Origin of the sequence: Affinirhizobium helianthi (genome assembly GCF_042680945.1) — a bacterium.
Taxonomy (GTDB): Bacteria; Pseudomonadota; Alphaproteobacteria; order Rhizobiales; family Rhizobiaceae; genus Neorhizobium; species Neorhizobium helianthi.
Genome location: NZ_JBHUEQ010000005.1, coordinates 1 through 25,063, shown reverse-complemented (window position 1 = coordinate 25,063; position 25,063 = coordinate 1). Strand labels below are relative to the sequence as shown.

General features: G+C 57.8%; 27 protein-coding genes. 11 read left to right on the top strand and 16 right to left on the bottom strand.

What is annotated here, in order from left to right:
• Positions 1-392 precede the first annotated feature (392 nt).
• Positions 393-1,364 (bottom strand): flagellin N-terminal helical domain-containing protein, encoded by a 972-nt coding sequence (locus ACFSE1_RS05130; RefSeq protein ID WP_377397341.1) that lies wholly within the window; start codon positions 1,362-1,364, stop codon positions 393-395.
• Between the two features lie 273 nt (positions 1,365-1,637).
• On the opposite strand from ACFSE1_RS05130, the gene ACFSE1_RS05125 reads away from it, so the two are divergent.
• The 5 genes from ACFSE1_RS05125 to ACFSE1_RS05105 are packed head-to-tail and all read left to right on the top strand — an operon-like array spanning position 1,638 to position 8,073.
• Positions 1,638-3,554 carry an O-linked N-acetylglucosamine transferase, SPINDLY family protein gene (locus ACFSE1_RS05125; RefSeq protein WP_377397338.1) on the top strand — a complete coding sequence of 639 codons (1,917 nt, stop codon included), beginning with the start codon at positions 1,638-1,640 and terminating at the stop codon, positions 3,552-3,554.
• A 41-nt stretch (positions 3,555-3,595) separates the two neighbouring features.
• On the top strand, positions 3,596-4,846 hold the full coding sequence (locus tag ACFSE1_RS05120) for a glycosyltransferase family 2 protein (RefSeq protein ID WP_377397335.1): 1,251 nt from the start codon (positions 3,596-3,598) through the stop codon (positions 4,844-4,846).
• A gap of 56 nt (positions 4,847-4,902) precedes the next feature.
• Entirely contained in the window at positions 4,903-5,799 is an 897-nt protein-coding gene (locus tag ACFSE1_RS05115) for a dTDP-4-dehydrorhamnose reductase family protein (protein ID WP_377397332.1), read from the top strand.
• Positions 5,792-6,814: an SDR family NAD(P)-dependent oxidoreductase gene (locus ACFSE1_RS05110; protein ID WP_377397329.1), complete on the top strand. Its 1,023-nt coding sequence runs from the start codon at positions 5,792-5,794 to the stop codon at positions 6,812-6,814. The genes ACFSE1_RS05115 and ACFSE1_RS05110 overlap by 8 nt, the downstream gene beginning before the upstream one ends.
• A gap of 17 nt (positions 6,815-6,831) precedes the next feature.
• Positions 6,832-8,073, top strand: coding sequence for a class I SAM-dependent methyltransferase (locus ACFSE1_RS05105; protein WP_377397326.1), 1,242 nt, complete (start codon positions 6,832-6,834; stop codon positions 8,071-8,073).
• A 95-nt stretch (positions 8,074-8,168) separates the two neighbouring features.
• Here ACFSE1_RS05105 and fliP read toward each other — a convergent pair whose 3' ends face one another.
• From fliP to flgF, 13 genes are all read right to left on the bottom strand, one after another.
• Positions 8,169-8,906 carry a flagellar type III secretion system pore protein FliP gene (gene fliP / locus ACFSE1_RS05100; protein ID WP_377397323.1) on the bottom strand — a complete coding sequence of 246 codons (738 nt, stop codon included), beginning with the start codon at positions 8,904-8,906 and terminating at the stop codon, positions 8,169-8,171.
• Positions 8,903-9,424, bottom strand: coding sequence for a flagellar basal body-associated FliL family protein (locus ACFSE1_RS05095; RefSeq protein ID WP_377397320.1), 522 nt, complete (start codon positions 9,422-9,424; stop codon positions 8,903-8,905). The genes fliP and ACFSE1_RS05095 overlap by 4 nt, the downstream gene beginning before the upstream one ends.
• 26 nt (positions 9,425-9,450) lie before the next feature.
• Entirely contained in the window at positions 9,451-10,161 is a 711-nt protein-coding gene (flgH, locus tag ACFSE1_RS05090) for a flagellar basal body L-ring protein FlgH (protein WP_377397317.1), read from the bottom strand.
• Positions 10,158-10,670: a MotE family protein gene (locus tag ACFSE1_RS05085; RefSeq protein WP_377397314.1), complete on the bottom strand. Its 513-nt coding sequence runs from the start codon at positions 10,668-10,670 to the stop codon at positions 10,158-10,160. Before ACFSE1_RS05085 ends, flgH begins: the two co-directional genes overlap by 4 nt.
• Positions 10,671-10,705: 35 nt before the next feature.
• The gene (locus tag ACFSE1_RS05080; RefSeq protein WP_377397311.1) at positions 10,706-11,821 is read right to left on the bottom strand and encodes a flagellar basal body P-ring protein FlgI; all 1,116 of its coding nucleotides are present in this window, start codon (positions 11,819-11,821) and stop codon (positions 10,706-10,708) included.
• On the bottom strand, positions 11,818-12,297 hold the full coding sequence (flgA, locus tag ACFSE1_RS05075; RefSeq protein WP_377397308.1) for a flagellar basal body P-ring formation chaperone FlgA: 480 nt from the start codon (positions 12,295-12,297) through the stop codon (positions 11,818-11,820). The genes ACFSE1_RS05080 and flgA overlap by 4 nt, the downstream gene beginning before the upstream one ends.
• A 21-nt stretch (positions 12,298-12,318) precedes the next feature.
• The gene (gene flgG / locus ACFSE1_RS05070) at positions 12,319-13,107 is read right to left on the bottom strand and encodes a flagellar basal-body rod protein FlgG (RefSeq protein ID WP_377397305.1); all 789 of its coding nucleotides are present in this window, start codon (positions 13,105-13,107) and stop codon (positions 12,319-12,321) included.
• Between the two features lie 18 nt (positions 13,108-13,125).
• On the bottom strand, positions 13,126-13,470 hold the full coding sequence (gene fliE / locus ACFSE1_RS05065; RefSeq protein WP_377397303.1) for a flagellar hook-basal body complex protein FliE: 345 nt from the start codon (positions 13,468-13,470) through the stop codon (positions 13,126-13,128).
• Positions 13,467-13,886: a flagellar basal body rod protein FlgC gene (gene flgC, locus ACFSE1_RS05060; RefSeq protein WP_377397300.1), complete on the bottom strand. Its 420-nt coding sequence runs from the start codon at positions 13,884-13,886 to the stop codon at positions 13,467-13,469. The genes fliE and flgC overlap by 4 nt, the downstream gene beginning before the upstream one ends.
• A gap of 6 nt (positions 13,887-13,892) precedes the next feature.
• Entirely contained in the window at positions 13,893-14,285 is a 393-nt protein-coding gene (gene flgB / locus ACFSE1_RS05055) for a flagellar basal body rod protein FlgB (RefSeq protein ID WP_377397297.1), read from the bottom strand.
• Positions 14,286-14,338: 53 nt separating this feature from the next.
• Complete coding sequence (locus ACFSE1_RS05050; protein WP_377397294.1) at positions 14,339-14,911, bottom strand: flagellar protein; 573 nt, start codon at positions 14,909-14,911, stop codon at positions 14,339-14,341.
• Between the two features lie 14 nt (positions 14,912-14,925).
• Positions 14,926-16,290: a flagellar protein export ATPase FliI gene (gene fliI / locus ACFSE1_RS05045; protein WP_377397291.1), complete on the bottom strand. Its 1,365-nt coding sequence runs from the start codon at positions 16,288-16,290 to the stop codon at positions 14,926-14,928.
• Positions 16,291-16,382: 92 nt separating this feature from the next.
• On the bottom strand, positions 16,383-17,117 hold the full coding sequence (flgF, locus tag ACFSE1_RS05040) for a flagellar basal-body rod protein FlgF (protein WP_377397288.1): 735 nt from the start codon (positions 17,115-17,117) through the stop codon (positions 16,383-16,385).
• Between the two features lie 226 nt (positions 17,118-17,343).
• Here flgF and motA point away from each other — a divergent pair, with 226 nt between their 5' ends.
• From motA to ACFSE1_RS05010, 6 genes are all read left to right on the top strand, one after another.
• On the top strand, positions 17,344-18,222 hold the full coding sequence (motA, locus tag ACFSE1_RS05035) for a flagellar motor stator protein MotA (protein WP_377397285.1): 879 nt from the start codon (positions 17,344-17,346) through the stop codon (positions 18,220-18,222).
• A gap of 17 nt (positions 18,223-18,239) precedes the next feature.
• The gene (locus tag ACFSE1_RS05030; RefSeq protein ID WP_377397282.1) at positions 18,240-19,175 is read left to right on the top strand and encodes a FliM/FliN family flagellar motor switch protein; all 936 of its coding nucleotides are present in this window, start codon (positions 18,240-18,242) and stop codon (positions 19,173-19,175) included.
• Positions 19,176-19,241: 66 nt separating this feature from the next.
• Positions 19,242-19,916, top strand: coding sequence for a flagellar motor switch protein FliN (gene fliN / locus ACFSE1_RS05025; protein WP_377397279.1), 675 nt, complete (start codon positions 19,242-19,244; stop codon positions 19,914-19,916).
• Positions 19,917-19,943: 27 nt separating this feature from the next.
• On the top strand, positions 19,944-20,993 hold the full coding sequence (gene fliG, locus ACFSE1_RS05020; protein ID WP_377397276.1) for a flagellar motor switch protein FliG: 1,050 nt from the start codon (positions 19,944-19,946) through the stop codon (positions 20,991-20,993).
• 330 nt (positions 20,994-21,323) lie between these two features.
• The gene (flhB, locus tag ACFSE1_RS05015) at positions 21,324-22,409 is read left to right on the top strand and encodes a flagellar biosynthesis protein FlhB (protein ID WP_377397273.1); all 1,086 of its coding nucleotides are present in this window, start codon (positions 21,324-21,326) and stop codon (positions 22,407-22,409) included.
• Positions 22,410-22,414: 5 nt separating this feature from the next.
• Positions 22,415-22,852, top strand: a complete 438-nt coding sequence (locus ACFSE1_RS05010) for a hypothetical protein (RefSeq protein WP_377397270.1) — start codon at positions 22,415-22,417, stop codon at positions 22,850-22,852.
• 152 nt (positions 22,853-23,004) lie between these two features.
• On the opposite strand, the gene visR is transcribed toward ACFSE1_RS05010, so the two are convergent.
• Positions 23,005-23,643, bottom strand: a complete 639-nt coding sequence (visR, locus tag ACFSE1_RS05005) for a transcriptional regulator VisR (RefSeq protein WP_377397344.1) — start codon at positions 23,641-23,643, stop codon at positions 23,005-23,007.
• Between the two features lie 118 nt (positions 23,644-23,761).
• A complete protein-coding gene (gene visN, locus ACFSE1_RS05000) occupies positions 23,762-24,499 on the bottom strand; it encodes a transcriptional regulator VisN (RefSeq protein ID WP_377397267.1) in 738 nt (245 codons plus the stop codon).
• Positions 24,500-25,063 lie beyond the last annotated feature (564 nt).

The window sequence follows — 25,063 nt, the reverse complement described above, 5'->3', positions numbered from 1 at the left end:
ATCGCCGGCATGGGGCTGCAACCCAAGCCGGCGCTTCTTTATCTCATGGAGAAGCACGAAAATCATAAGACAAGCGCGTCGCGATCCTTCTGATTCGCCACTCCCGTTCTATGTCTTCGGTTCAACGCATGCTGTTTCGGCACACTGCGGCAAAGTCTTGCACAGATGCTGAAATGCCGGGGATCAAGCACAGGCACCTGTCATTGCAGGGCGTGCTATGAATACCGGAACGCGGCCCAGATCAGTTGGGAATGAGCTCCAAGGATGAATTGAAAGAGACGCTCAACCGCAGCGCGGACCTTGCGCCGACAGAAATCGGGAGCATTCACCAGACAAAAAAATCGCGCCCCTTTCGGAGCGCGATCTTTTTTCGACTGAGGTCAATCTGTCGATTAACGGAAGAGCGACAGGATGCTCTGCGAGTCGTTGTTGGCAATCGACAGAGCCTGGATACCCAGCTGCTGCTGCGTCTGCAGTGCCTTCAGGCGCGTCGATTCCTCGTTCATGTCGGCATCCACCAGCTTGCCAACGCCCTTTTCGATGGAGTCCATCAGGTCGTTTACGAAGGTGGACTGAAGGTCGATACGAGCGTTAACGGCACCGATATCAGCGGCAGCGTTGGTCATGTCCTTCAGAGCAGCTTCGGTCACAGCCAGAGAAATCGAAAGCTGGTCAACCGTTGCATTGGTGATATCGAGCGTCAGGAGGCTTTCACCCAGCGAACCACCACCCAGCGAACCGACGGTCTGAACACCGACGGAGTTGGTGTAGTTTGCCGTGTAAACCTTCGTCAGCATACCGGAGGTCGTGCTGTACACGCCAGCGGTCGCGGTTTCAGCGATCAGCTTGGAGCTGGTCGTGTTGTACTGAAGGGTCGTCAGGCTGATGTTGCCCGAAGCGTCGCGGTTGAACGAACCAACGATGGCCTGCGTACCAGCCGTGTTGACGCCAGCCTTTTCATAAACCCAGTTCTGGCCAGAGAAGGAAGCGGACTTGGCGATCGAAACCAGCTGGTCCTGCAGCTGATCGATTTCCTTCTGAACCTTTGCCTTGTCGACGCCCGGCTGCGAAGCAGCGGTAATCTTGGTCTTGATCTGGTCAACAACGCCGATGGAGCTCTTCAGAGCCGTGTAAGCAGTGTCGGTCGTGGCAGCGCCGAGGCCGAGTGCGTCCTTAACGGTGCTCAGAGCCTTGTTGTCCGAACGCATGGTCGTGGCGATCGACCAGTAAGCAGCGTTGTCAGACGCGTTCTCAACGCGGTAACCGGACGAAATGCGGTTCTGCGTCTGCTCCATGCCAGCGCTGATAGAGCGCAGAGTCGAAAGAGCAGAAAGTGCTGCAGAGTTGGTCATAATGGAGGTCATCGAATTCTAGTCCCTTGTTACAGTTTACTTTATGGGGACATACCGGACTGGATTACCGGCAATGACGATCGGCTTCATGCCACTCGGTTTCTTAAGCAGGAAACCAAACGCGTCATATGAGGATGATAATCACAGGTATTCCTTGCGGATTCATTAAGCGGCGAGAAAAAATTGTAGGCATTCCCCGCCTTGGAGAGTCGGCCTGGGGCAAGTTTCACACCCTAGGCTGGAGTTGAACGATTTCTACCAACTCGCGTCTGAAGCGGAGCCAAAGTGTCACAGCATCCTCTCTACAAAACTGCGAGAACCAGCTTTCGCAAGGGAGATTACAACCAGACCCTGGAAGCATTGAATGTCTTGCTGGACGATCAGGCAGACTCCACGGTTTACACACTTCTGGGCGAAACGCTGCTGAAGATGGAGATGAAGCCGGAGGCTGCGCAAACCTTCCAGCTGGCAGCCGAAGCCGGCGGCAGCAAGGCAGATGCGGCACGGCGCAAGGCCATTCAGCTGTGGTACGAACTGAACGAGATCGACCGCGTTCTGGCGCTTTCCGCCCCATTGGCCGAGGAAGCCCAGAAGGACCCCGATCTCGCCTTCTACATTGCATCCTGTTTCCTGTTGAAAAACGAAAAGGAGCTGGTGCGCATCTATCTCAAGACGCTGGCCGAGAGCAAAAACTCAAAGCATAACAGCTTGGCGCTGTTCCTGCTGAGCAATATGCCCGAGGACCAGAGGGATCGTCTGACGATCAAGGCGCTGCTCAAGCGCTATCCCGACAGCCCGCTTCTCATTCACACCCATCTGGTGACATCGCGCGAAATCAACGATTACGACGCCATTGCGAAGTACCAGCCGATTGTCGATCGCAGCTTTGCCAACAACGATCCGCGCGCATACAAGGCCGAGTCCCCCTTCTACAATCTTCACTGGCAGGCGGATGAAAGCATCAACAAGGTTATCGGCTACGATCCGAATGCGGTTCCGCCGGGCCTGACGGAATCGCGCCGCAGGATGCCGCATCAGTGGGCAGACAAGATACGCGTCGGCTATCTTTCGTCCGATCTGTGGAGCTCCCACGCGACCATGAAGCTGCTGCGCGGGGTGCTGGAAGATCACGACCGCAGCCGCTTCGATATCACGCTGTTCTGCTATACCGACAAGGAGCACCTTGATTCCGACGAGGTTCGGGCCAAATGGGGCAATGTCGTGGAAATCCGCGACATGAGCCCCGAAGAGGCGGTTCGGACAATCCGTTCGCACGACATCGATATCCTGGTCGATCTGAAGGGGCAGACCCGTCAGAGCCGTTCGTTTCTTCTCAATCACAAACTCGCGCCGGTACAGGTTGAGTGGCTCGGCTACCCCGGAACCACCCCGAACGTGGATGTGGACTACATCATCGGAGACCCGATCGTTCTGCCGGATCATGCAAAACCGCATTACTGGGAAAAATTCTGCCGTCTGCCGGACTGCTACCAGCCGAATGACGTGATGCACCGCCCGCAACCGCAGCCCTTCACCCGCCAGGATGCAGGCCTGCCGGAAGACCGCTTTGTCTTCGCCTCCTTCAACCACACCCGCAAGATCTCGCTCGAGAATATCGAGCTATGGATCCGCATCCTGAAGGCGACGCCGGAGAGCTATCTCTGGCTGCTGTGTGCAAGCGGCGAGTCCCATACGAACCTTACCAAGAAACTGGTCGCAAACGGCATTGCGGAGAACCGCTTCTCCTTCACGCCGATCGTTCCCTATGCCGATCACATCGCGCGCATCGGGCTGGCGGATCTCGGGCTGGATACGTTCCCGGTCAATGGTCACACCACCACATCGGAACAGCTCTGGGCAAACCTGCCTGTCCTGACCAAGAAGGGCACGCATTTCGCTTCTCGCGTTTCCGAGAGCCTGTTGAACGCCATCGGCATGCCAGAACTGGTTGCGAAGGACAGCGAAGAATACTTCCGCAAAGCCGTCGAGATCTACGAGAACCGGCATATGGCCGATGAACTCAAGGACCGGCTGAAGGCAAACAAGTACGTCAAACCCCTGTTCGATCATGTGCGCTTCCGCAAGCACCTGGAAAAGGCCTACGAAATGATGGCCGAGCGCGCACGCAACGGGCTGGAGCCGGACCATATCGATGTGCCTGCTCTTCCGGAAACAACCGAGCCTTTCCACAGCCCCGTTTGACCAAGGGGCGCCTGTAGGCAATTTCGTGAGTGGAGCGACCGATGGATCATCCGATCAAGCTGAGCATTTGCATCCCGACCTACAACCGGGCTCATTTTCTGGAACGTCTTCTCGGTCTCATCGCAGACGAGTACCGCTTCCCCTTCAGTTACGAAGTGGTGATTTCGGATGACTGCTCGAAGGACAACACGGCCGAAGTGGCGCAGACTTTCGCGGATCGCGGCCTGCCCGTGGTCTATCGTCGCTGCACCCGCAATGTGGGCTATGAGAAGAACCTGCTGAGCGCCCTGCACCTGGCGCGCGGCGAACTCATCATTTATCTCGGCGATGACGACCAGCTGATTGCAGAGGGTGTCGTCGATGCCGTCCGCTACATGGATGCGCATCCGGAAACCAGCGTCTGCTACACCCCTTCGATCACCCGGAACGAAGTGGCCGGAACCAATGTGGGGCAAAGCTTCGTCCTGCAGAAGGATCATGTGTTCCAGCGCGGCGATTTCGACGGGGCACTCAAATTCATCCTGCGGCAGCACATTTTCCCGGAAACGGGCATTTATCGCGCATCGGCCTTGCGGTCTGTCTGGACCTCTCGCCTGTTCTGCTACTGGGCCTTTGCCTATCTTGCCCATTTCCTCGATCATGGCGCGATCACCTTCCGCAGCAACCCCTTCTATGTGGCCATCACTGAATCGGTCATTGCACGCGATCGTCCGCCAGCCGGCGAGGAAGAAGTCATGCGCGCCTGGGATCGCTATCGCGGCGGACTGGACTACATGCTCTATCTCGGCCAGCGGCGTGGCTCCATCTCCTCAAAGCCCGAGGTTCTGCGGTCCTACGCGCTGTGGATCGAGGAGTTTACGACGATACGAATGACCGTTGCGGCGCGCTTCTGGGTGGCAGCCCGCGATTTCGTGCGTGCCTTTGAACTCCTGACCCGCATCAACGCCTTTGGCCATGGCACCGGTGGCGAAGCGCAGCATCTGATGCGCACCGTGCCACAAATGGCGGCAATCCAGACCCTGGCTCACATCGCGAACTCCGTCGCGGGCATCACGGATGTCATTATTCACAGCTTCCCGAATGCCAAGGATCTGGGCCAGCATTTGCGCAACCTGGGGCTTGATGCCGCCATCAATATCCGCTCGATCGATCTCGTGCGTGATGATGAAAAGCTGGATTCCATGGTTGTCCTTTTCCTCAAGGAAGAAGAGCGCGAGCTCTTTCTCACCGCAGGCTTCAGCCCCGGCCTTCTCTTCAGCGAAGCCGACCTCCTCAGCACCGTTGTCGTGTAACGGGTGACGAAAACCGTTCGTGACAAACGGACCTGGAACGGAAACAGACAAAGTTGATGAGCACCGAAAGCCCACACACTCCCCCGCTGCAGCGGATCCTTGTCCTCGGCGCCTCCGGGCTCCTGGGACAGGCGGTCCTGCGCGAACTGGCGCAGAGACCAGGTCTGCACGCCCTTGCCGCAAGCCGCACGCGACAGAGCTGGCAGGAGCATCCGCATTGCCAGCCGCTGATCTGCGGCGATCTGCGTGAGCTGCAGGCCCTCTCCGCCCTCCTCGAGCAGGCTCGCCCTGACATCGTCATCAACTGCGTATCGGTTCCCAAGGAGCTGTGGAACGACTGGCCGACCATGATTGGCCTCTTCGCCGCGCTTCCAAGGCGCCTGGCGCATTTCGCGACCATGATGAATTTCCGCCTGATCCACATCAGCACGGATGGCGTCTTTTCCGGACGAACTGGCGGCTATCGCGAGGAAGACCTGCCGGATGCGGAAGATCCTTACGGTCTGGCAAAGCAGCTCGGCGAAACTCAGAATGGACGTGTGACAACGCTGCGCACCTCCATTATCGGGCCGGATCCATCCGGCAGGCGCGGTCTGCTGGAGTGGGTTTTACAACAGAAGGAAACATGCAGGGGTTTCTCTCGCGCGATCTTTTCCGGCTTGCCGACAACGGAACTTGCCCGGCTGATCATGGACGACATCGTGCCGGCAAAGGTTCCGGCCGGTTTGTACCATGTTGCAGCCGAGCCGATCTCCAAGGCGGATCTGGCGCGTCTCATTATCCGGCAATATGGCTTGCCGCTTGAGGTTGCCGACGATCCGAGCGTCGAGATTGACCGTTCGCTCAATGCAAGCCGCCTGCGTGAACTGACGGGATATGTGCCGGCGGAATGGCCGGTCTTGATCGAAAAAATGCATAGCAATCACATGCAATGGGCGGGAAACCATGTTTGAGGGTAAAATCATCACCATTACGGGCGGAACAGGTTCGTTCGGCCAACGCATCCTGAAGCTGTTTCTCAACAATGGTGCAGAGGAAATCCGCATCTTCAGCCGTGACGAGAAAAAGCAGGAAGAGTTGCGGCAGCAATTCCAGGACCAGCGCGTGAAATCCTACATCGGGGATGTCCGCAATTACGAGAGCGTCCATGCCGCGTTTCGCGGTGTGGATTTCGTCTTCCACGCTGCGGCCCTCAAGCAGGTTCCCTCCTGCGAATTCTATCCGATGGAAGCCATTCGGACCAATGTCATTGGTGCCGATAACGTGGTCAAGGCGGCGCTCGAGCAGAAAGTCGCACGCGTTGTTGTGCTGAGCACGGACAAGGCCGTCTATCCCATCAACGCGATGGGCATGACCAAGGCTTTGATGGAAAAGGTCATGGTCGCGCAGGCGCGCAACCTGACGGAAAAGGATACGATCTTCTGCGCAACCCGCTATGGCAACGTCATGGCATCGCGCGGTTCGGTCATTCCTCTCTTCGTCTCGCAAATCCGTCGTCGCCAGCCTTTGACGGTGACCGATCCCAACATGACACGCTATCTGATGTCGCTGGACGATTCCGTCGATCTGGTTCTGCATTCCTTCAACCACGGCCATCAGGGCGATATTTTCGTCCAGAAGGCGCCGGCGGCAACCGTGGGAGACCTGGTCATCGCCCTGAAGGAGATTTTCCAGAGCGATAGCCCGGTTGATGTGATCGGTACGCGCCATGGCGAGAAGGTTTTCGAAACGCTCATCTCACGTGAAGAAATGTCCCGCTCGGAAAATATGGGCCGCTATTACCGGATTCCGGCGGATAACCGCGACCTGAACTACCGCCCCTATCTCAGCGAGGGCATCAAGGAAGTTGCAGAACTGGAAGACTACACGTCCCATAACACGGAACGGCTGACGGTTCAGGGTATCAAGGATCTGCTGCTCAGCCTCGACTATATTCAGCGCGAGCTGGCCGAGCACCGGGCGGCATGAAGACGGAAAGCATCCAGATGTCCAAATCCCACTGCGCGTTCTGCGATTCTCACCATCTTTCGCCAGTGATCGACTTCGGCCGGGTGGCGCTGGCCGGTGCCTTCCTCTCTCGGGACGAGATCCCTGCCGAGAAGAAATATCCGCTGCGCATCGTCTTCTGCCATGAATGCTATGCGGTGCAGGTGGAGGAGCATGCGCCACCTGAGGAACTGTTCAACGAGCGCTATTTCTATTTCTCATCCAAGATCGGTACCCTGCGCGATCATTTTGCCACCTATGCGCGGGAAATGACGGAACGCTTCCTGAAGCCTTCCGAGGCAAAGGTGCTGGAATTCGGCTGCAATGACGGTGTTCTGCTGAAGCCCCTTGCCGATCAGGGCATTGCGACCGTGATTGGCGTGGACGCGTCGCGCAACGTGCTGGAAAGCATCAATGACGACCGCTTGACGCTGATCAACGGCTTCTTCAATCGCGAAACCGCGAAGGCTGTTATCGATCAGCACGGCCATGTCGACATGATCATGGCCAATAATGTCTTCGCGCATATCTCTGATATTCGCGAGGCCACGCAGGCAGTCCACGACTGCCTGAAGCCTGATGGCGTCTTCGTTTTAGAGGTCCATTATCTCGGCAAGGTTCTGGAAGAGAGCCAGTACGACATGATGTATCACGAGCATCTGTATTACTACTCGATGCTCTCGGCCATGAAGCACTTCGAACGCTTCGGCATGGTGATCTTCGACATCAAGCAGATCCCGATCCATGCCGGATCAATCCGCTTCTACGTGGCCAAGAAGGACAGCGTGCACGCACAGACGATTTCCGAAGCCGCACGGCAGCTGGAGGCTGATGAGCGCGCACGCGGCTATGACCGCCCGGAGACCTATCAGGCCTATTCCGAGCAGATCGCACAGAGAAAGACGGAGCTTGTCTCGCTTCTGAACGATCTTCGGGCCAAGGGCCACAGCATTGTCGGCTACGGCGCTTCAGGCCGGGCCAATACCATGCTGCAATATTGCGGCCTGACGACCGCGCAGCTCGACTATATGGTGGATGACGCCCCGGCCAAGCAGGGTTTCCTGACGCCTGGCACGCATCTGGATATCTTTCCAAGTTCGCGCCTATTGGGCACTGACCGCCCGGATTACGTGCTCGTCTTCGCCTGGAGCTTCTTCGATGAGATCTACCGCAAGAATAGCGCCTATGTGGCAAGCGGTGGCAAGATGATCGTGCCGCTGCCACAGGTCGAGGTTCGGTAGTCTCGGCCACAAGCCTTTCATGCAACCGAAAAAGCCGCGGGTCATGTCCGCGGCTTTTTCCTTTCATGCGAAAGGCAGGCGGTGATGGTGCGCGATCAGTTGAAGGAGCGGACCAGACTTCCGACCAGCAGGTTCCAGCCGTCGATCAACACGAAGAAAAGGATCTTGAACGGCAGCGAGATGGATGTCGGCGGCAGCATCATCATGCCCATGGCCATGGTGATGGCGGCAACAATCATGTCGATCACCAGAAACGGCAGGACGATGAGGAAGCCGATTTCGAAGCCGCGCCGAATTTCAGACAGCATGAAAGCCGGAATAAGAACCCGGTAATCGATAGCGTCGCCAGTGCCGACCGATTGCCCTTTTTCCGTGGCTATATCCACGAAGAGGCTGAGATCCTTCTCGCGCGTATTGGCCGCCATGAACACACGGAAGGGCTCTGCAATGCGCTGCACGGCTTCCGCTTCATTGATTTCATTGCGCAGAAGCGGCTGTACACCCTCGTTCCAGGCACGATCGAAAGTGGGTGACATGACATAGAACGTCATGAACAGGGCCATGGAAACCAGAACGAGGTTTGAGGGCGCCGTGGCAAGTCCCATGCCGGTTCGCAAAATCGAAAAGGCAATGATGAAGCGCGGGAAGCTGGTGACCATCACCAGGATGCCGGGCGCCACCGAAAGCACCGTCAGCAAGCCGAATGTGCGAATGATCCAGGCTGCCGCCGAGCCATCGACCGGCAGGTTGAGAAGATCGGCCGGCGATTGCTGGGCGAATGCCCCGATGGGCACGACCAGGAACGCGGTCAGAAGGAAGACAAATCGAATCATTCGATCACGAAGGTTCTGAGCATTACCTTCGATACTTTGCCTTGAGAACGCTGGTCAACACGTTCCTGAAGGTCATCCTTAAGATATTGAAAGCCACGCGGCCCTTCGATCTGCTGGAGCGATACCGTGCGCATATAGGCCATGATATCCTGATGGATCTGTTCGGCCAATACGAGCTCCGGCGGCCCATTGAAGGCAAGCGCCACTTCCAGCCGCACCCAGTTATCGGAGGGATAGGCGAGATTGGTCGTGATCGGCTCAAGCTGAACCACACCAGCGGCGGGCGTGGAGATGTGAGGAAGGCCCTCCTCCTTCTTTCCGCCCTTCTCGCCTGCTGCCTCGGGCTGCGCCGCCGCGGCTTGCGCTTTGTTGGCTTCCGCGTTCGGGTCCTTGGGCGCAACCATGCCACCCAGCACCCAGCCTCCGCCGGCACCAATGAGGGTGACGACGGCGATGCCAGCGATGGTGGCGATGGGCGACGCCTTCTTCTTCGGTTCAGAGCCTTCTGCTTCGTCCATGGCCTGTCAGTCCTTTCAGGCAATCATCAGAAGGGCGAGAACAGGTCCACGACCTGCTGACCGATTGGAGGCTGCTGCATCTCCATCAGGCGGCCGCGACCGCCGTAGGAAATGCGCGCTTCGGCGATCTTGTCGTAGGAAATGCTGTTCTTCGCGTTCACATCCTGCGGGCGCACGATACCGGCGACGTTCAGAATGCGGATCTCATGGTTGACGCGCACTTCCTGCGAGCCGCTGATCAGCAGATTGCCATTTTCCAGAACGCCGGTGACAACAGCAGCGACGAGCAGGTTCAGCTTCTCGGAACGCTTGGTCGATCCCTGCCCCTTGGTCGAGCTTTCGGAATCGGTTCCCCCGTCACCCGTGGTGAAAGGCGTAACGCCGAGAAGATTGGCGCGGGCATTCCACTTCAACTTGGTTTTGTTGGTTCGGCTGCGGTCGGTTTCGTTATCGAAATCGGCCCGGTCATTGATCTGGATATCGACGGTCAGGATGTCGCCGACATTCAGTGCGCGGGCATCCTTGAACAGAGCAGACTGGCTGTCGCTCCACAGCGAATAGCCGCTGGTCATATGGCGCGGCTGCTTCGGATAGGAGGACATCTGCGGTGTCTGCGCATATTGCAGGCCGCTGCCAATCGGGCTCATGGACGGCGCATTGCCGATTTCCTTGACTGTCTGGCTCCCGCAGCTGGTCAAGAGCAGGGCTGCGAACAGAGCCGGTATACGCTTCGTCATGAACGGCGGTCCTTTGATGTGTTGGGGTCGGACGCGCTGGACATGATCATGGAGATCTGTCCTGCCTTGGTCGGGTCCATCTCGCTCAGGATGAGACCGGACTGACGCGCCGGAAGTTTCATGATGATGGCCGCCGCAAGCTCCAGCCTCATTTCCTGAAGCTGAGGAGCAGCCGCATCCGGCTTCATCGTCTTGTAGATATCGACAAGGCCCGCCTCGGCGCGCTGCATGAAGTCATTGCGTCGCGTCAGCCAGTCCTCGTATTCAGCCTTGCGCTGCTCCAGAATTGCAATCCGCTCATCCACATCGCTTTGCAGCTTTTCCAGCTCCTGCTTCTGCAGCAGATAGCGCTGGTCGCGCGCGGGATCGGCAATATTGGTGCAGAACCTCTCGATATCGGCAGCCGTGCCGGTGGGAGCCACAGGGCTTGCCTGCTGCGCATTCACCGGCGGCACCAGCAGAAGAACCAGGCCAGCCGCCGCCAGTTTTGTCGGCAGGGTCGCAGTCATAGGGTTAAATCTGGAAAACATGCCGATGGACCTGATCATTGGATCACAAGCTCCGCCTGAAGAGCGCCTGCGGATTTGATGCCTTGCAGGATCGCGATAATGCCATCCGGCTTGACGCCGATGCTGTTAAGCCCCGCCACCAGCGTACGCAGATCCGGCCCGTTGAGGATGGCGACATTGCTGCCATCCTTCATCACGCTGATATCCGTCTGCGGCTGCATGGCCGTCTCCCCGTTGGAAAATGGCTCTGGCTGCACGATCTGCGGGGTTTCAGTAACCTGGACAGTCAGAGTGCCGTAGCTGACGGCAACGCGGGAAACCTTCACGTCCGCACCAATCACCACAGTGCCGGTTCGTTCGTTGACAACCACCTTGGCAGGGGTATCGGTTTCCACGACGAGGTTTTCGATCTCCGCCATCAGGCGCGTCAGGTCTGCCGAGCGCGGCTTCTCGATGATGACTTCCTGAGAATCGCGAGGCTCTGCAACGGCACCGCCATAACGCTGGGCGGCAAACCGGTTGATCGTATCGGCAATGCGCACGGCCGTGGAAAAATCAGGATTGCGCAGCTGAAGCACCAGGTTGACGCCGTCCTTGAATTTCGACGGCAGTTCACGCTCGATGATGGCGCCATTCGGCACGCGGCCAGAGGTGGTCACACCCTCGGTCACGGCGGCAGCCTGCCCCTGCGCGGAAAAGCCGGAGACAACGACAGAGCCCTGGGCGACCGCGTAAATCTGGCCATCAGCACCGGAAAGCGAGGTCATGATCAGCGTACCGCCACGCAGTGACGTCGCATCCCCAAGCGAGCTGACCGTCACATCCAGACGGCTGCCAGGGCTGGCGAAGGGCGGAAGATTGGCAGTCACCATGACGGCCGCCGTGTTCTTGGCGCTGGACTGTCCGCCTTGCGTGGAAATGCCGAGATTTTGCAGCATGGCCCGCATGGATTGCTCGGTGAAGGGCGAGGAGCGCAGGCTGTCGCCCGAACCTTGCAAGCCGACGATCAGACCATAGCCTATCAACTGGTTGTCACGCCCCGCCTGAAGCGAGGCAATGTCCTTGATGCGCGCCGGATCCGCGAATGCGGGAGAAACCGGGGAAAGAAGTGTGAGGCACACCAGGCCCAAAGTCACAAGTCGCTTCATCATCTTGCCATTACCTGCACGCTGCCGTCCGCCATGACGGTGCCGGACACTGTGATGCCGGAATCGAGGTTGCGCAGCCGGATCACGTCACCGACGGCGGCATTCTCCAGTGGAGTTCCGGAGGCTGCGATGACCATGTTGCCAACGGCAAAGGTCATGCGCACCGTCGTGCCGCGCTTGACGGCATAGGGCTCACGAAGCGAATTGAGCTGGATCGTCCGCCCCGGAAGAAGGGTGCGGCTGCTGATCATGCCGGCGACCTGGGAGATGGAGTTGGCATAGCCTCCGGCAATGTTCGGATTGGTAACTTCGACTTCCTGAAGCTGGGCGGCATCGATTTCCTGGCCGGGATATATGGTCTGCTTGGGAACCACCGCCATGCCATTCTGGGCACTCGCCTGAGAGCCCGCGAGGCAGATGACGCCGAGGGCCAGGCCCCCGATGGCGCTCCGCATCCTGCTATTCCGGCGAAACATCATGTCTGCCACCCCTTTTTAAGATTACTTCAGGTTCTTGCTGACGATTGAAGCCATTTCGTCTGCGGTGGTGATCACCTTGGAATTCATCTCATAGGCGCGCTGGGCGGAGATGAGGTTGGTGATTTCCTTGACCGGATCGACGTTGGAAGATTCCAGATAGCCCTGCTTCAGATAGCCGAAGCCGGGATCTTCAGGTGCCGCAACAATTGCTTCACCGGAGGCTGGCGTCTGCTGGAACAGGTTGTCGCCCATGGGCTTCAGACCGGCTTCGTTGACGAAATTGGCAATCGTCAGCTGGCCGAGGTCCGTGAAAGTGTTGGCATTGCCCACGCGCACGCTCACCTGGCCGGTACGGCTGATGACCGTTTCAGTGACGTTTTGCGGAATGGTGATGTTCGGCACCACGGCATAACCGTCGATGGTGACCAGCTGGCCCTGCGCATTGGTGTTGAAGGCACCGGCGCGAGTGTACATCGTGCTGCCATCCGGCGCCTGCACCTGGAACCAGCCGCGACCGATGATCGCCACATCGAGCGAGTTCTCGGTCTGGGTCAGTTCGCCCTGCTGGAAGATGTTGCGCACGGCTGATGTCTGCACACCGAGACCGATATTGGCACCTTCCGGAACGATGGCCTGGTTGGCACGATTCGGCACACCCTTGGCGCGCTCCGTCTGATAGAGCAGATCGGAGAACTCTGCGCGGGCGCGCTTGAAGCCGGTGGTGTTGATATTGGCGATATTGTTGGCGATGACCTCGAGATTGGTCTGCTGGGCATCCATGCCCGTCGCCGCGACAGAAAGCGCTCTCATCGTCCTAGGTCCTTGCCGTTAGATCTGCATCTTCGTGATTTCGAGGTAGGCGCTCACGATCTTGTCGCGGAAGGCGATCGCCGTCTGAAGCGACTGCTGAGCCTCCATCACCGCATCAACGACCTGGCGCGTGTTCGCCTTGCCCTGAATGCCAGCGATCGACAGCGATTCCGCCGCCTTGATATTGTGTGCCGCTTCCGCAGCCATTCCACCCAGCACCTGGCTGAATGACATGGCAGATCCCGTGCCGGCAGCAGCGGACGGTGCGGCGAAACCCAGGCTGCTCGATGAACTGGTGGAAGAAATTTCACCCAAGTCGCGCGTCAGGGAAAGCGAACTTACATTTTGTACTTTATCAATCATTGCGAGCTCTTCAGCAGGTCGAGGGTGGAGCTGACGAGTTCACGGGTCTGCTTGATCATCTGCAGGTTCGCGTCGTAGCTGCGATTGGCTTCACGAAGATCCGCCATCTCGATCAGAATGTTGACATTCGGCATCTTCACGAAGCCCTTCTGGTCGGCGGCCGGATTGCCGGGATCATATTCTTCGATGAACTTGCCCTGATCGTTGCCAAGCTTCTTGACGTTGACCAGCTCGGCGCCGGACGCCTTGTCCAGAGCAGCCCCGAAGGTGATCGTCTTGCGGCGATAGGGATCGGCACCGGGCGTGTCGCCGGTGGTGCGCGCATTGGCAATGTTTTCAGAAACGATGCGCAGGCGTGTGGCCTGCACTTCCAGGCCCGAACCTGCGATTTTGGAAGCTGCTGACAGCGGATCCATGAGTTCTTACCTCTTGACCGTTAGCATCATCATGCCGTGGAACGACTTGACCAGATTGGTGCTCAGCTCGTACTGGCGCTTGATCTCGCCGGACTTGGAAAGCTCCTGCGCGAGAGAAACGGTGTTGCCGGATTCCTGCACACCAATTTCCTGATTAAGGGTCTCTTCCTCGACCGAAACATCAATGCGGCTATCCAGGGAATTGCCGCTCAGGTGCGCGGGATTGGTGCGCGCCATGGTCATGCCGGCATTGTTCAGCACGGCGGAAAAGGGCGTTATGTCCTTGGCCTTGAATTCAGGTGTGTTGGCATTGGCGATGTTGCCGGCAACAACCTGCTGGCGGATCGAGAGCCACTCGGCTTGGCGCGAGGCCAGATCAAACAGTTGGATGGGTTGCATAGGCTTCTCTCCATTTTCTAATTGAAGCCTATGCCAGTAATCTTGCGTCAGACTTACGGAGTGCCGCGCGTCTCGTCAGTCACGATATCGCCGTTGGATGTCACGATGACCCAACGGCCATCGCGCTGCTCAATGGTGGCCAAACGGCTGTTATCGGGCAAGATCGAGCCGATTCGAACCATATACATGCCGCTGCTGTCTTCGATCATGGCGCGGCCGTTCGCGACATGCATCAGGCGAAACGTGTTCTTGCCCGGCATGGGCTGCATGATGGCTGCCGAATCATTGTTCTGCGGCTCTTTCCCAAGGGAGGAGACCGTCGCGGTGGTCAGGCCATCGATGGGGTCTGGCAATTCCTTCGGCTTGTCGGAAGGGTTCCTGTTGACCATTGCCAGCGGCGACACGCTGAAAACATTGCGGGCCGGCGTGTCCGGCAGGTCGCGCGTGTGATCCATGGTTTCGACGCGAATGCCGAACTTGTCCTCATTGAAGAAGACGTACCAGGGAAACATGGCCGAAGCGGCGGCCAGCAAAATGCCGGTCGCAGCCAGAACACGATCGGTCAGGAGGCCCGAATTGCGGCGGTGCTTGAGCGGCTTGACCTCGTCTTGCTCTTCGTTTTCCACGCCTGTCGTCCTTTCTATCGCTGAAAGCCGGGGCCGCCCTGAGCGGCTGCGCGCAGCGCCATGGCAAGATCCGCATAGGCATCGATGGCCGGGGGATCTCCCGGTGTCTGTTTCAAGACCTCGTAAATGATGGGAACCTGCTTGATCGCCATATCGAGATCGGGGTCGCTACCGGCGCGATAACCGCCGATCAGCCGCAGATCGCGGGTTTCCTCGAAACGGTGAATGAGCGCCTTGAGGCGCGAGACGAGCTTTTCCTGATCGCCCGTCCAGGCCTTCCTCGCCAGACGCGAAATGGAGGAAAGCGGGTTGATGGGCGGATAACGCCCCTCTTCCGCAAGGCTTCGCTCCAGAACCACGTGCCCATCGAGAATACCGCGTGCGGAATCGGCAATGGGATCGTTATGGTTGTCGCCATCGACGAGAATCGAAATGATCGCCGTAATCGTGCCGGTTCCTTCCGGGCCGGGCCCGGAACGCTCAAGCAGACGCGGCAGCTCGGTAAAGACAGAGGCAGGATAGCCGCGCGCAATCGGCGGTTCGCCGGATGCCATGGCCACTTCACGAATGGCGTGCGCAAAACGGGTGATGCTGTCGGCGATGAAAAGCACATTCTCGCCGCGATCGCGAAAATGCTCGGCAATGGTGATACCCACAAGAGGCGCCATCTTGCGCAGCATGGGGCTTTCATCGCTGGTCGCCACCACGGCTATCGATTTGGCCATGTTGTCGCCCAGCGTATCTTCGATGAACTCCCGCACTTCGCGGCCGCGCTCGCCGACAAGCGAGATGACAACCTTGTCGAAGGCATCGGCCCTTGCGAGCATCGAAAGAAGCGTGGATTTGCCGACGCCGGAACCGGCGAAGATGCCCAGGCGCTGCCCAAGGCATAGCGGCGAGAAAATGTCGATGGCGCGCACACCGGTCAGAAAGCCGGTTTCCACGCGCTGGCGCGTCATGGAGGGCGGCGCATTGTTGGAGATGGAACGCTTTTCAGGACCGTTGGGCAAGGGCCCCTTGCCATCGATCGGGTCGCAGAGCGCGTTGATCGTGCGGCCGCACCAGCTGTCATCGGGGGCAACGCGGAAAGCACCCTTGCGGATCACGACATCGCCTATGCCAATCGGCTCGCCGGGCTCGATGGGGCACACATAGACAAGATCCGGCTCAACGCGCACGACCTCACCCAGGTGAATGCCCGTCGGACTGCGATGCGCGACGAATTCCCCCAGCCGGACATGCTTGGAAAGGCCGGAAACCGTGTAATGGCCGCTGGCAATCGTGCGAACATGGCCGCCCGGCGCAATTGCAATCTCGGGCTTGGTGAAGCGCTGCGTGAGCGATGCAAGATCCTTGAGCTTTCCGCTACCGGCGCGCATTCGCTGTCTCTCCATGCGTGGTTAGAGAGCATTTCCGGGAAAAGCCGAGGGGCAGTTTTCAATCCGGAAATGCGTAAAAGGTGCCGGGGCGCTTAGCGTGAGCCGCCAAGCGTTCTGATGGCTTCACCGAAACTGCTTTCCGTATCCTTCATCAGGGACGAAATGGCTTCGAAGGCGCGATTGACCTGGATGAGCTCGGTCATCTGGCTGATGCCGTTGACGTTGGACTGTTCAACATAGCCCTGCGCCACAGTGACATCGATCCGGTCCACGACCGGCTGCGGAGGCTCGACCGGAATGACGCCGCCATTTTCATAACGCAGATATCCCTTGGAGATATCGGCGCTGAAGACGCCAAGCGTGGCGACCAGCCGGTCACCCTGGGTGATGCGGCCATCCGCCGAAATGACCGGCGGGCCGGCAGTGCGGTCCAGCTGAATGGGAGCGCCGCCGGTATCGAGAACCGGATATCCACGGCTTGAGACCAGTTCTCCGGTTTCACGCAGGGTGAAACGGCCGTCCTTGGTGAGAACCTGGCCTTCCGGCGTATCGATTGCCAGCCATCCATCTCCCTTGATTGCCACGTCAAAGGGATTGCCCGTCTGTTCCAATGCTCCGGCTCGGTCGGAGAGGTAGTCGTTACCCTGGCTGACGAAGGCCACCTTGGCGTTCAGATCGTTGCGGGTCTTGCTCAGAACCTCGTCGAACTTCACTTCCGTTGCGCGAAAGCCGACCGTATTCATGTTGGCCATGTTGTCGGCGATTGTGTTCAGTCGGCGCTCAAGCGCGATCTGCGAGGAAATACCGACATACAATCCGGACTGCATAGTGTGACTGCTCCGTGCTTAGCTCGTTCAACCCACAGGGCGTGGCACCGTGGAGGGCGAATGGGGCACTGGCCCCTTCAAACCAGCACCCTATGAGCAAAGACTTGTGCGAGGCTGTTCCGCATAGGGACAGAAAGAACCGTATTTTTACCTCCTCTAAACCCAGCCTCACGCAAGCCTGACGGAGTATTTCAGGAACCTGATACGAACATGGTACAGGTACGCGATGACCATTATTATCGGATTTGTGATCACACTCGGCTGCGTGCTAGGGGGCTATATGGCCATGGGGGGCCATCTAGACGTCCTCTTCCAGCCGTTCGAGCTTGTGATTATCGGCGGTGCCGGCGTTGGCAGCTTTGTGATGGCCAACCCCATGAAAGTCGTAAAAGACTCCGGCAAGGCGCTCGGCGAGGCATTTAAATACGCCGTTCCCAAGGAGCGAAATTATCTGGACGTTCTGGGCGTGCTCTATTCGCTCATGCGAGACCTGAGAACCAAGTCCCGCAACGAGATCGAAGCGCATATCGACAATCCGGATGAGTCGCCCATCTTCCAGTCAGCCCCGACTGTGCTGAAGAACAAGGAGCTCACCTCCTTCATCTGCGACTATGTGCGCCTGATCATCATCGGCAATGCGCGCAGCCACGAGATCGAAGCTCTCATGGATGAAGAGATCGAGACGATCCTGCACGACAAGATGAAGCCCTACAACTCGCTGACCACCATGAGCGACGCCTTCCCGGCCATCGGCATCGTGGCGGCCGTTCTCGGCGTCATCAAGGCCATGGGCAAGATCAACGAATCGCCGGAAGTGCTGGGTGGCCTCATCGGCGCGGCACTCGTCGGCACCATGCTCGGCATCTTCCTGTCCTACTGCCTGGTTGCACCGCTCTGTGCCATGATCAAGGTGGTCCGCACCAAGCAGCACCGTCTCTACATCGTCGTGAAGCAGACGCTGATCGCCTATATGAACGGTTCGGTTCCGCAGGTTGCTCTCGAATATGGCCGCAAGACCATTTCGGCTCATGAGCGTCCGTCCATCGATGCCGTGGAGCAGGAGATGATGAATCCTGGCGGCGGCGGCGATAGCAAGGCGGCTTGAGAAAGATGAGCACGGACATGGACGATAGCGCCCCCCGCATGGATCTGGCTCTCCTCGCAAAACTCACCGGCGGCCTTGGCGATTACAAGACCGTCGAAAAGATCTGCGCCGATTTCGGCCAGCTCTATTCGGAATTTTTGCCGGATGTCTTTCACAGCGAAACCGACATCCACATCGCTGTGTCCTATATCGGCTTCCAGGCCGGGCTGAAGCAGGATCTCGTCACCAAGCTTGGTCCCGGCGTTTGCCTGACGGATGGAAGCCTGCGCAACTGGTGCCCGAATTTCGTGCTCGGTTGCGGCAACAGCTTCATCATTGCCCTGATGGAACGCATGCTGGGTGCGGACGCGAGCATGGTGCGCCAGCCGGCAGATCGTGCGCTTTCGGACATCGAACTCGATCTTGCGACGATGGTTTTCGAGCGCATTGGCAATGTGCTTCGTTCCGGCGTGAACGCAGCTGGCGGCTTCGAAGCGACACTGGAGCGCCCGCACAATGCAGCGGACCGCAACGATGCCGAAAAGGACGAGAAGCCGGAATTTGCCGCAACGATTCGTCTTGCTCTGGAAATGGGCAAGGTGTCCTCGGAAATTGCGCTGGTTATCCCGCAGACGGCCCTGCTCAAGACCCGCGTTGTTTCTCCCAAGGCAAAGGGTCAGCTTCCGAAGCACAAGCAGGAATGGGCTGACAAGATTGCCGAACAGGTGCGCCGCTCCCAGGTGACCCTTGAGGCACGCATTCGCCTGCAAAGCCTGACTTTGCGTACCATTTCCAAATTGATGGCCGGCGATGTGATCGCATTCGAGGACAAGGGCGATGTCCACGTGGATGTGAGCGCGAACGGCAAGGATCTCTACCATTGCGAGTTCGGGCGATCGGGTGACCGATACACCGTCCGGGTCAAAGACAATATCAGCACAGACGATGAACTGCTTCGCCATTTGATGGGTTGAACCGAATTTTACGGCAAATTTTCCCTTGGGCAGGCTGACGCAAGTTTCGACAGGAATAATGCATCCATGGCTACTAACAAAACATCGATGAATCCGGACGACATGTTCGCCTCTTCAGGCAATGAAGAGGAGCTGGACCAGGCGATCAACGATCTGCGGGGTGTGCTGAAGGCTGACGAGACGGGTGATGTGCCCGATCTGGATGCCGAATTCGGCGGCGGTGCGGCAAGCGCCTCCCCTCTGGATCTGGATGCTTCCTTCGGGGGAGACCTAGGTTCAGACACGGCTTCCTTCGGCGGCTCGGATTTCGGGGGAGCCTCGGAGTTTGGAGCGACCTCCGACTTTGGCGGCACGTCCGATTTCGGTGGCTCTGATTTTGGCGGCTCTGGCGGACTGGGCGATTCCGGTTTCGGCGGCGGCCTTGGTGGGGCGGATTTCGGTTCGTCAGCCAGCAGCTCCGACCTGCCGCAACCCGGCAGCGGGCTGGACTCCAATCTTGACCTGATCATGGACATTCCGATCACGGTCGAGATCGTTCTGGGAACGAGCAAGATGCAGGTTGCGGGCCTGATGGGCCTGGAAGAAGGCGCAATCATTGCGCTGGACAAGAAGATTGGCGAACCGGTCGAAATTACCGTGAACGGCCGCCGGATCGCCAAGGGTGAAATCACGGTGCTCGAAAACGACGACACACGTTTTGGCGTGAAACTGACGGAAGTTCTCGGCACCAAGAAACTCTGATCCCGTGAGGGACAGTGAGGGAAGACCATGATGGACTTTGACGATTTCGGAGGCGCAGTCTCCACGAAACCGTTATCCCAAGCTGAAAAAGCTGCTGCCGTCCTCCTTGCGATGGGCAAGGGGGTAGCTGGCAAGCTGTTGAAATATTTCACTCAAAGCGAGCTGCAGACCATTATTGCATCTGCGCAGACCTTGAGGGAAATTCCTCCGGACGAACTTCTCCAGCTCGTGAACGAGTTCGAGGATCTCTTCACCGAAGGCTCCGGGCTGATGGATAATGCTCGCGCAATCGAGAGCATTCTGGAAGAGGGCCTTACGCCGGAAGAAGTGGATGGCCTGCTTGGCCGTCGTGCCGCCTTCCAGGCCTTCGAAACCTCCATCTGGGATCGCCTTCAGGATGCAGATCCGGTCTTCGTTGGCCAGTTCATGCTCAAGGAGCATCCGCAGACCATCGCCTACATTCTCTCCATGCTGCCGTCTGCTTTCGGTGCAAAACTGCTCTTGCAGCTGCCGGACGAACAGCGCGCGGATATCATGAACCGTACGGTCAACATGAAGGATGTCAGCCCGAAGGCCGCGCAGATTATCGAAAACCGCGTCATCGAGCTGATCGATCTGATCGAGGCGGAGCGCAACTCCACCGGCTCTGCAAAGGTGGCGGAACTGATGAACGAACTGGAGAAGCCGCAGGTGGATACCCTGCTCAGCTCTCTGGAATCCATCAGCAAGGAATCGGTCAACAAGGTTCGCCCGAAGATCTTCCTCTTCGACGACCTCCTGGCCATGCCGCAGCGCAGCCGCGTGATGCTGCTGAACGATATCGCTTCCGATATTCTCACCATGGCGCTTCGTGGCGCCTCGGCAGAAATCAAGGAAAGCGTTCTTTCCGCCATCAGCCCACGCCAGCGCCGCATGATCGAAGCAGATCTTGGTGCAACCAACATGATGATCAACCCGCGCGAAGTGGCCATTGCCCGCCGCGCGGTGGCGCAGGAAGCGATCCGCTTGGCGAATGCCGGTCAGATTCAGCTCAAGGAAGCGCCGTCGGAAGGTGGCCAAGCGCCCGCAGCGGCCTGACCGCTCCCCTGCTCAGCGAAAGCGCCGCGACCTGCGGCGCTTTTTTCGTTTGGGCTGCTGGCTTTTCCACATGCTCCGGCGTTTCAATTGTCTGCCGTTCCGCCGTAAGATGAAGGCATGTCCGTGATTCGGCTGTGGCGAAATCGCGGGCATCGTCCAGGGAGACCATGATGACCTCCTGGAGTTTGTCAGGGAAACGTGGAAACCGGTTCTTTCCGTAAAGGCAAACGAAAGCAAAGTATCTGAGAGCCCGCCCGGTTCAGCCTGAACCTGAGCGGCTCTCGCCAGCGACAGGAGAGCTTTCCGCTTGCCCTGTGCAAGGATGAAGCCTTGTCTGAGGATAAAGACAGTAAAACAGAAAGCCCGACAGAGAAAAAGATTCGCGATGCTGCGGAGAAAGGCAATGTGCCTTTTTCCAAAGAAGTCACGATCTTCGCTTCCTCGCTGGCATTCTACTTCTACCTTGTCTTTTTCTTGCCGAGCCGCACAGCCCAACTGGGCGAAAGCCTGAAAGACATTATCGAACAGCCTGATCAATGGCCGCTCGAAAACGCTTCCGATCTCCTTTCCATCTCCGTTCGTCTTGGCTGGGACGTGGCCGGCTTTCTCCTGCCAGCCATGATCATGTTCTGTCTTTTCGGGCTTGTTGCCTCATTCATGCAGAACCTTCCCTCTTTCGTGCTCGAACGAGTGAGACCGCAGGCATCGCGTGTGTCGCCGATAAAGGGATTCGGGCGAATCTTCAGCGTTCCGGGTCTTGTCGAATTTGGCAAATCGATCTTCAAGGTTCTGATTGTGGGCATATGCATGTTCCTCGCCATGCGCGGTGACTTCATGCATTCGCTGGATGCCATGTTTGCCGATCCGCGAATCATCCCGGGCATGATCTACAGCTCGCTCAGCAAGATGATGGTGGTGATTCTGCTGGCCACCGCTGTTCTGGCCATCGCAGACTTCTTCTGGTCGCGGCATCACTGGTACAGCGAATTGAAGATGACGCGGCAGGAAGTGAAGGATGAAAACAAGCAAAGCCAGGGCGATCCTGCGGTCAAGGCACGCCAGCGCTCTCTGATGCGAAGCCGCGCTCGCCAGCGCATGATCAACAATGTGCCGCGCGCCACGCTCATCATTGCAAACCCGACGCACTATGCCGTGGCGCTGCGTTATGTGCGTGAGGAAAGCGATGCACCTGTGGTCGTTGCCAAGGGCACAGACCTTATCGCATTGAAAATTCGTGAGATTGCCGAACAGAATCACATTCCCGTTTTTGAGGATCCGCCGCTCGCCCGCTCCATGTTTGCGCAAGTCTCGGTCGATAGTGTCATTCCACCAGCCTTTTACAAGGCGGTGGCTGAACTGATTCACCGGGTCTACGCCTCGCGGTCGCCGCGATCGCCTCAAAAACGGATACGCTGAACAACATGAAGAAGTGCAATTACTCGCTGGAACGTGAAAAAATCCTGGCGCAGGCGATTAGTCCCATAGCAACCGAGTTACGGCTGCTGGACGCGGGTGACCTGATTTCGCTTCTTCGCCTGGAATGCCACGGCAGCATCGCCGATCTGGTGTCTTCCGCAGCGGAGCTCTTCTTTCATCCCGGCACCATCAGCTTTGGTTCCGGCGGCGAATACAAGCTGGAATGGGATGGCCAGCCGGAAGTGGTGCTGGATCTCGAAATCAAGCCGCGCGGAATTTCCATCTATGCCCGTTTGACACTGACGGACAAAATGGCAGGCATCGAAATCGACCACATCTCGTTCCAGGACCCTTCCGAAGATCCTGACGAGAACACCCGGTTCCTGTCCCGCAGTCTGCATGAAGCACGTTATATTCGCCAACCGACGGCATTGGCCGGCTAGGGCATTTCCAGAAAAAATGCGCCAGCGGTTTTGCCTACGAACTGTGTAAAAACAAACAGATAGCATACTTTGGATGACCCGGCTCTGCTGGTCGCGCGAAAATGCGCAAAAGCGGAAAGATCAGGCCAGGCGGCTCACGCCTTCAATGCAGATCAATGAATATAGCCAAGGCGAATGGCCTTGGCGATGGCTTGAATGCGGTTGACCGCATCGAGCTTGATGGTCGCGGAACCGAGATAAGCATTGACCGTGTGCACCGAAAGGCCAAGCCGTTCGGCAATTTCTTCGCTGATCTGCCCGTCGCCTGCCAATTGCAGGCAGGCGATCTCGCGTTCACTCAGCGTTTCGGCAGGAAGGGCCCTGCGCTCATCGAGAGACAACAGGTCCATGAGCACGTGGCAGCTGCGCACATGCTGATCGATCATGATTTCGCTGGCGAAATTGATGCCCGTGCCCGAAAAGGAAACGTAACCATTGCCCACGCCACCCAGGCGCACCGGGAAGGCGATACCGCCAAAGGGCACATCCTTGGTTTCCAGCACATGCGCGAGAGGGAACTGCTCTGATTGCGTCTCCTCCTCAGGGTGCTGGCGCCACCATATGACCGGAAGCAGAGAATGCTCAATGTGTTCGAGCAGCTGCTCGCCATAGGCCTGCATCATGGCGTTGCAATTTTCTGCGGCGGTCGTGCCCCAGTTATCGAGCTCGCATACCAGTTTTCGCTTGTTCGGCAGGCCTGCGCCAGAAACCCGGAAGACAGCAAAGTTTCGCGCGTTCAGCGCCTTTTGCATATGAATGAGACGCGGAAAGATATCGGAGCGGGTGGAAGCGCGCTGACCGATCCCGCCAGCAACGGCGCCCGTGTCCAAATCACTTCTGAATGCGCTATTCCAGGTCGCCATTGAATCCCTACACCAGATTATTTCGAACCGCGTAGGCTATCGCCTCTGAGCGCGTCTTGGTTGCGGTCTTGCGCATGACACTCGTGATGTAATTGTTGATGGTGTTTCGGGAGATTCCCAGAATCACCGCAATCTCATCGCTGGTCTTTCCTTCGGCAATCCAGAACAGGCACTCCAGTTCGCGATCGGTGAGTTCGAAATCGCGTTCCGCACGCATTTCCCGGCGGTCCCCCAGGCTCAGCACATAGGCGGCCAGAACGCCGACTTCCCGCAATCGATCCTGGGAGAGGATCAAGCCATCGTCAAACAGCAGCATGACGGAAAAGCGCGTGCGCCCCACACAGAACATCAAGGAGCAATACTGGCGGCTGATGTGTGGAGGCAGAGTGGCATCGTCCGGCAGGAGAGCGAATTGCGGCGTGAGCAGGCTCAGGCATTTCTCGATTTCCGTAGAGCGCCCATAACCACGCACAAGCTCCGCGCCGATACGGCGAACAAGATCGAAGGGCCAGTTGGACGCTACGATGAAATCGAGACCATGTTCCTGGATAAGGTCATAGCGGGCCAGCAGGTAATGCGAGGCGCCGACATATTCGGTCAGCAAACACATCGCGGTCTGGATGTTACCGGCGGAACCGCTGGTGGACAATTTGCGAAGGAATTGCTCTCGACCGATATTCTTGGACGACACCGAGCCGGCTCTCGGCCTGGTTTCACCCATATTTTCAGCCCCTCGCAGCTCCATTCAGCCTTGTCTCCCTTCGAGGAAATACCAAATCCTCTCCGTCAGAATTATCCCTTCAGCGCATATTCCGTATGCCAGGTTTTGCTGGCCCGGCACCCATCCGAATCATCCCCATTGTAGGCGTGTGCCGCATAATTGCCATAACCTAGAGCAGGACCGAATCTAGCCGAAGAGTTATACAGCGATTTTTGCAGTGCCCCATAAATGATCATGCGCAATTCTGGCACCACGTCAATACTCAAGGTTGTTGCAATTCGGAAACTTCACCTTTTAAGAACATTTTCTTCGAATGCGCTAACGTAATCGGCAGGACCGAAATCTGCCTCAGCATGAGGACGTCAGAGATTTTGGTGAAATGGTGTGTGAGACCGCTGCATCAGAACGGCAGTGCAGAGTGCGAGGCGAGGCACTTCTGATCGATCGCAAGTCTCTTCAACGCGTCATTTCAAGACATGATCCAGGTCCAGGATCGAGGTCCATGATCCAACGCCAGGGCCGAAGTCATAACCTCCACCAGAGGTGGAGGTTTGAAACGCTGCGCTTGAACCGCTAGAAGCGGTTTTG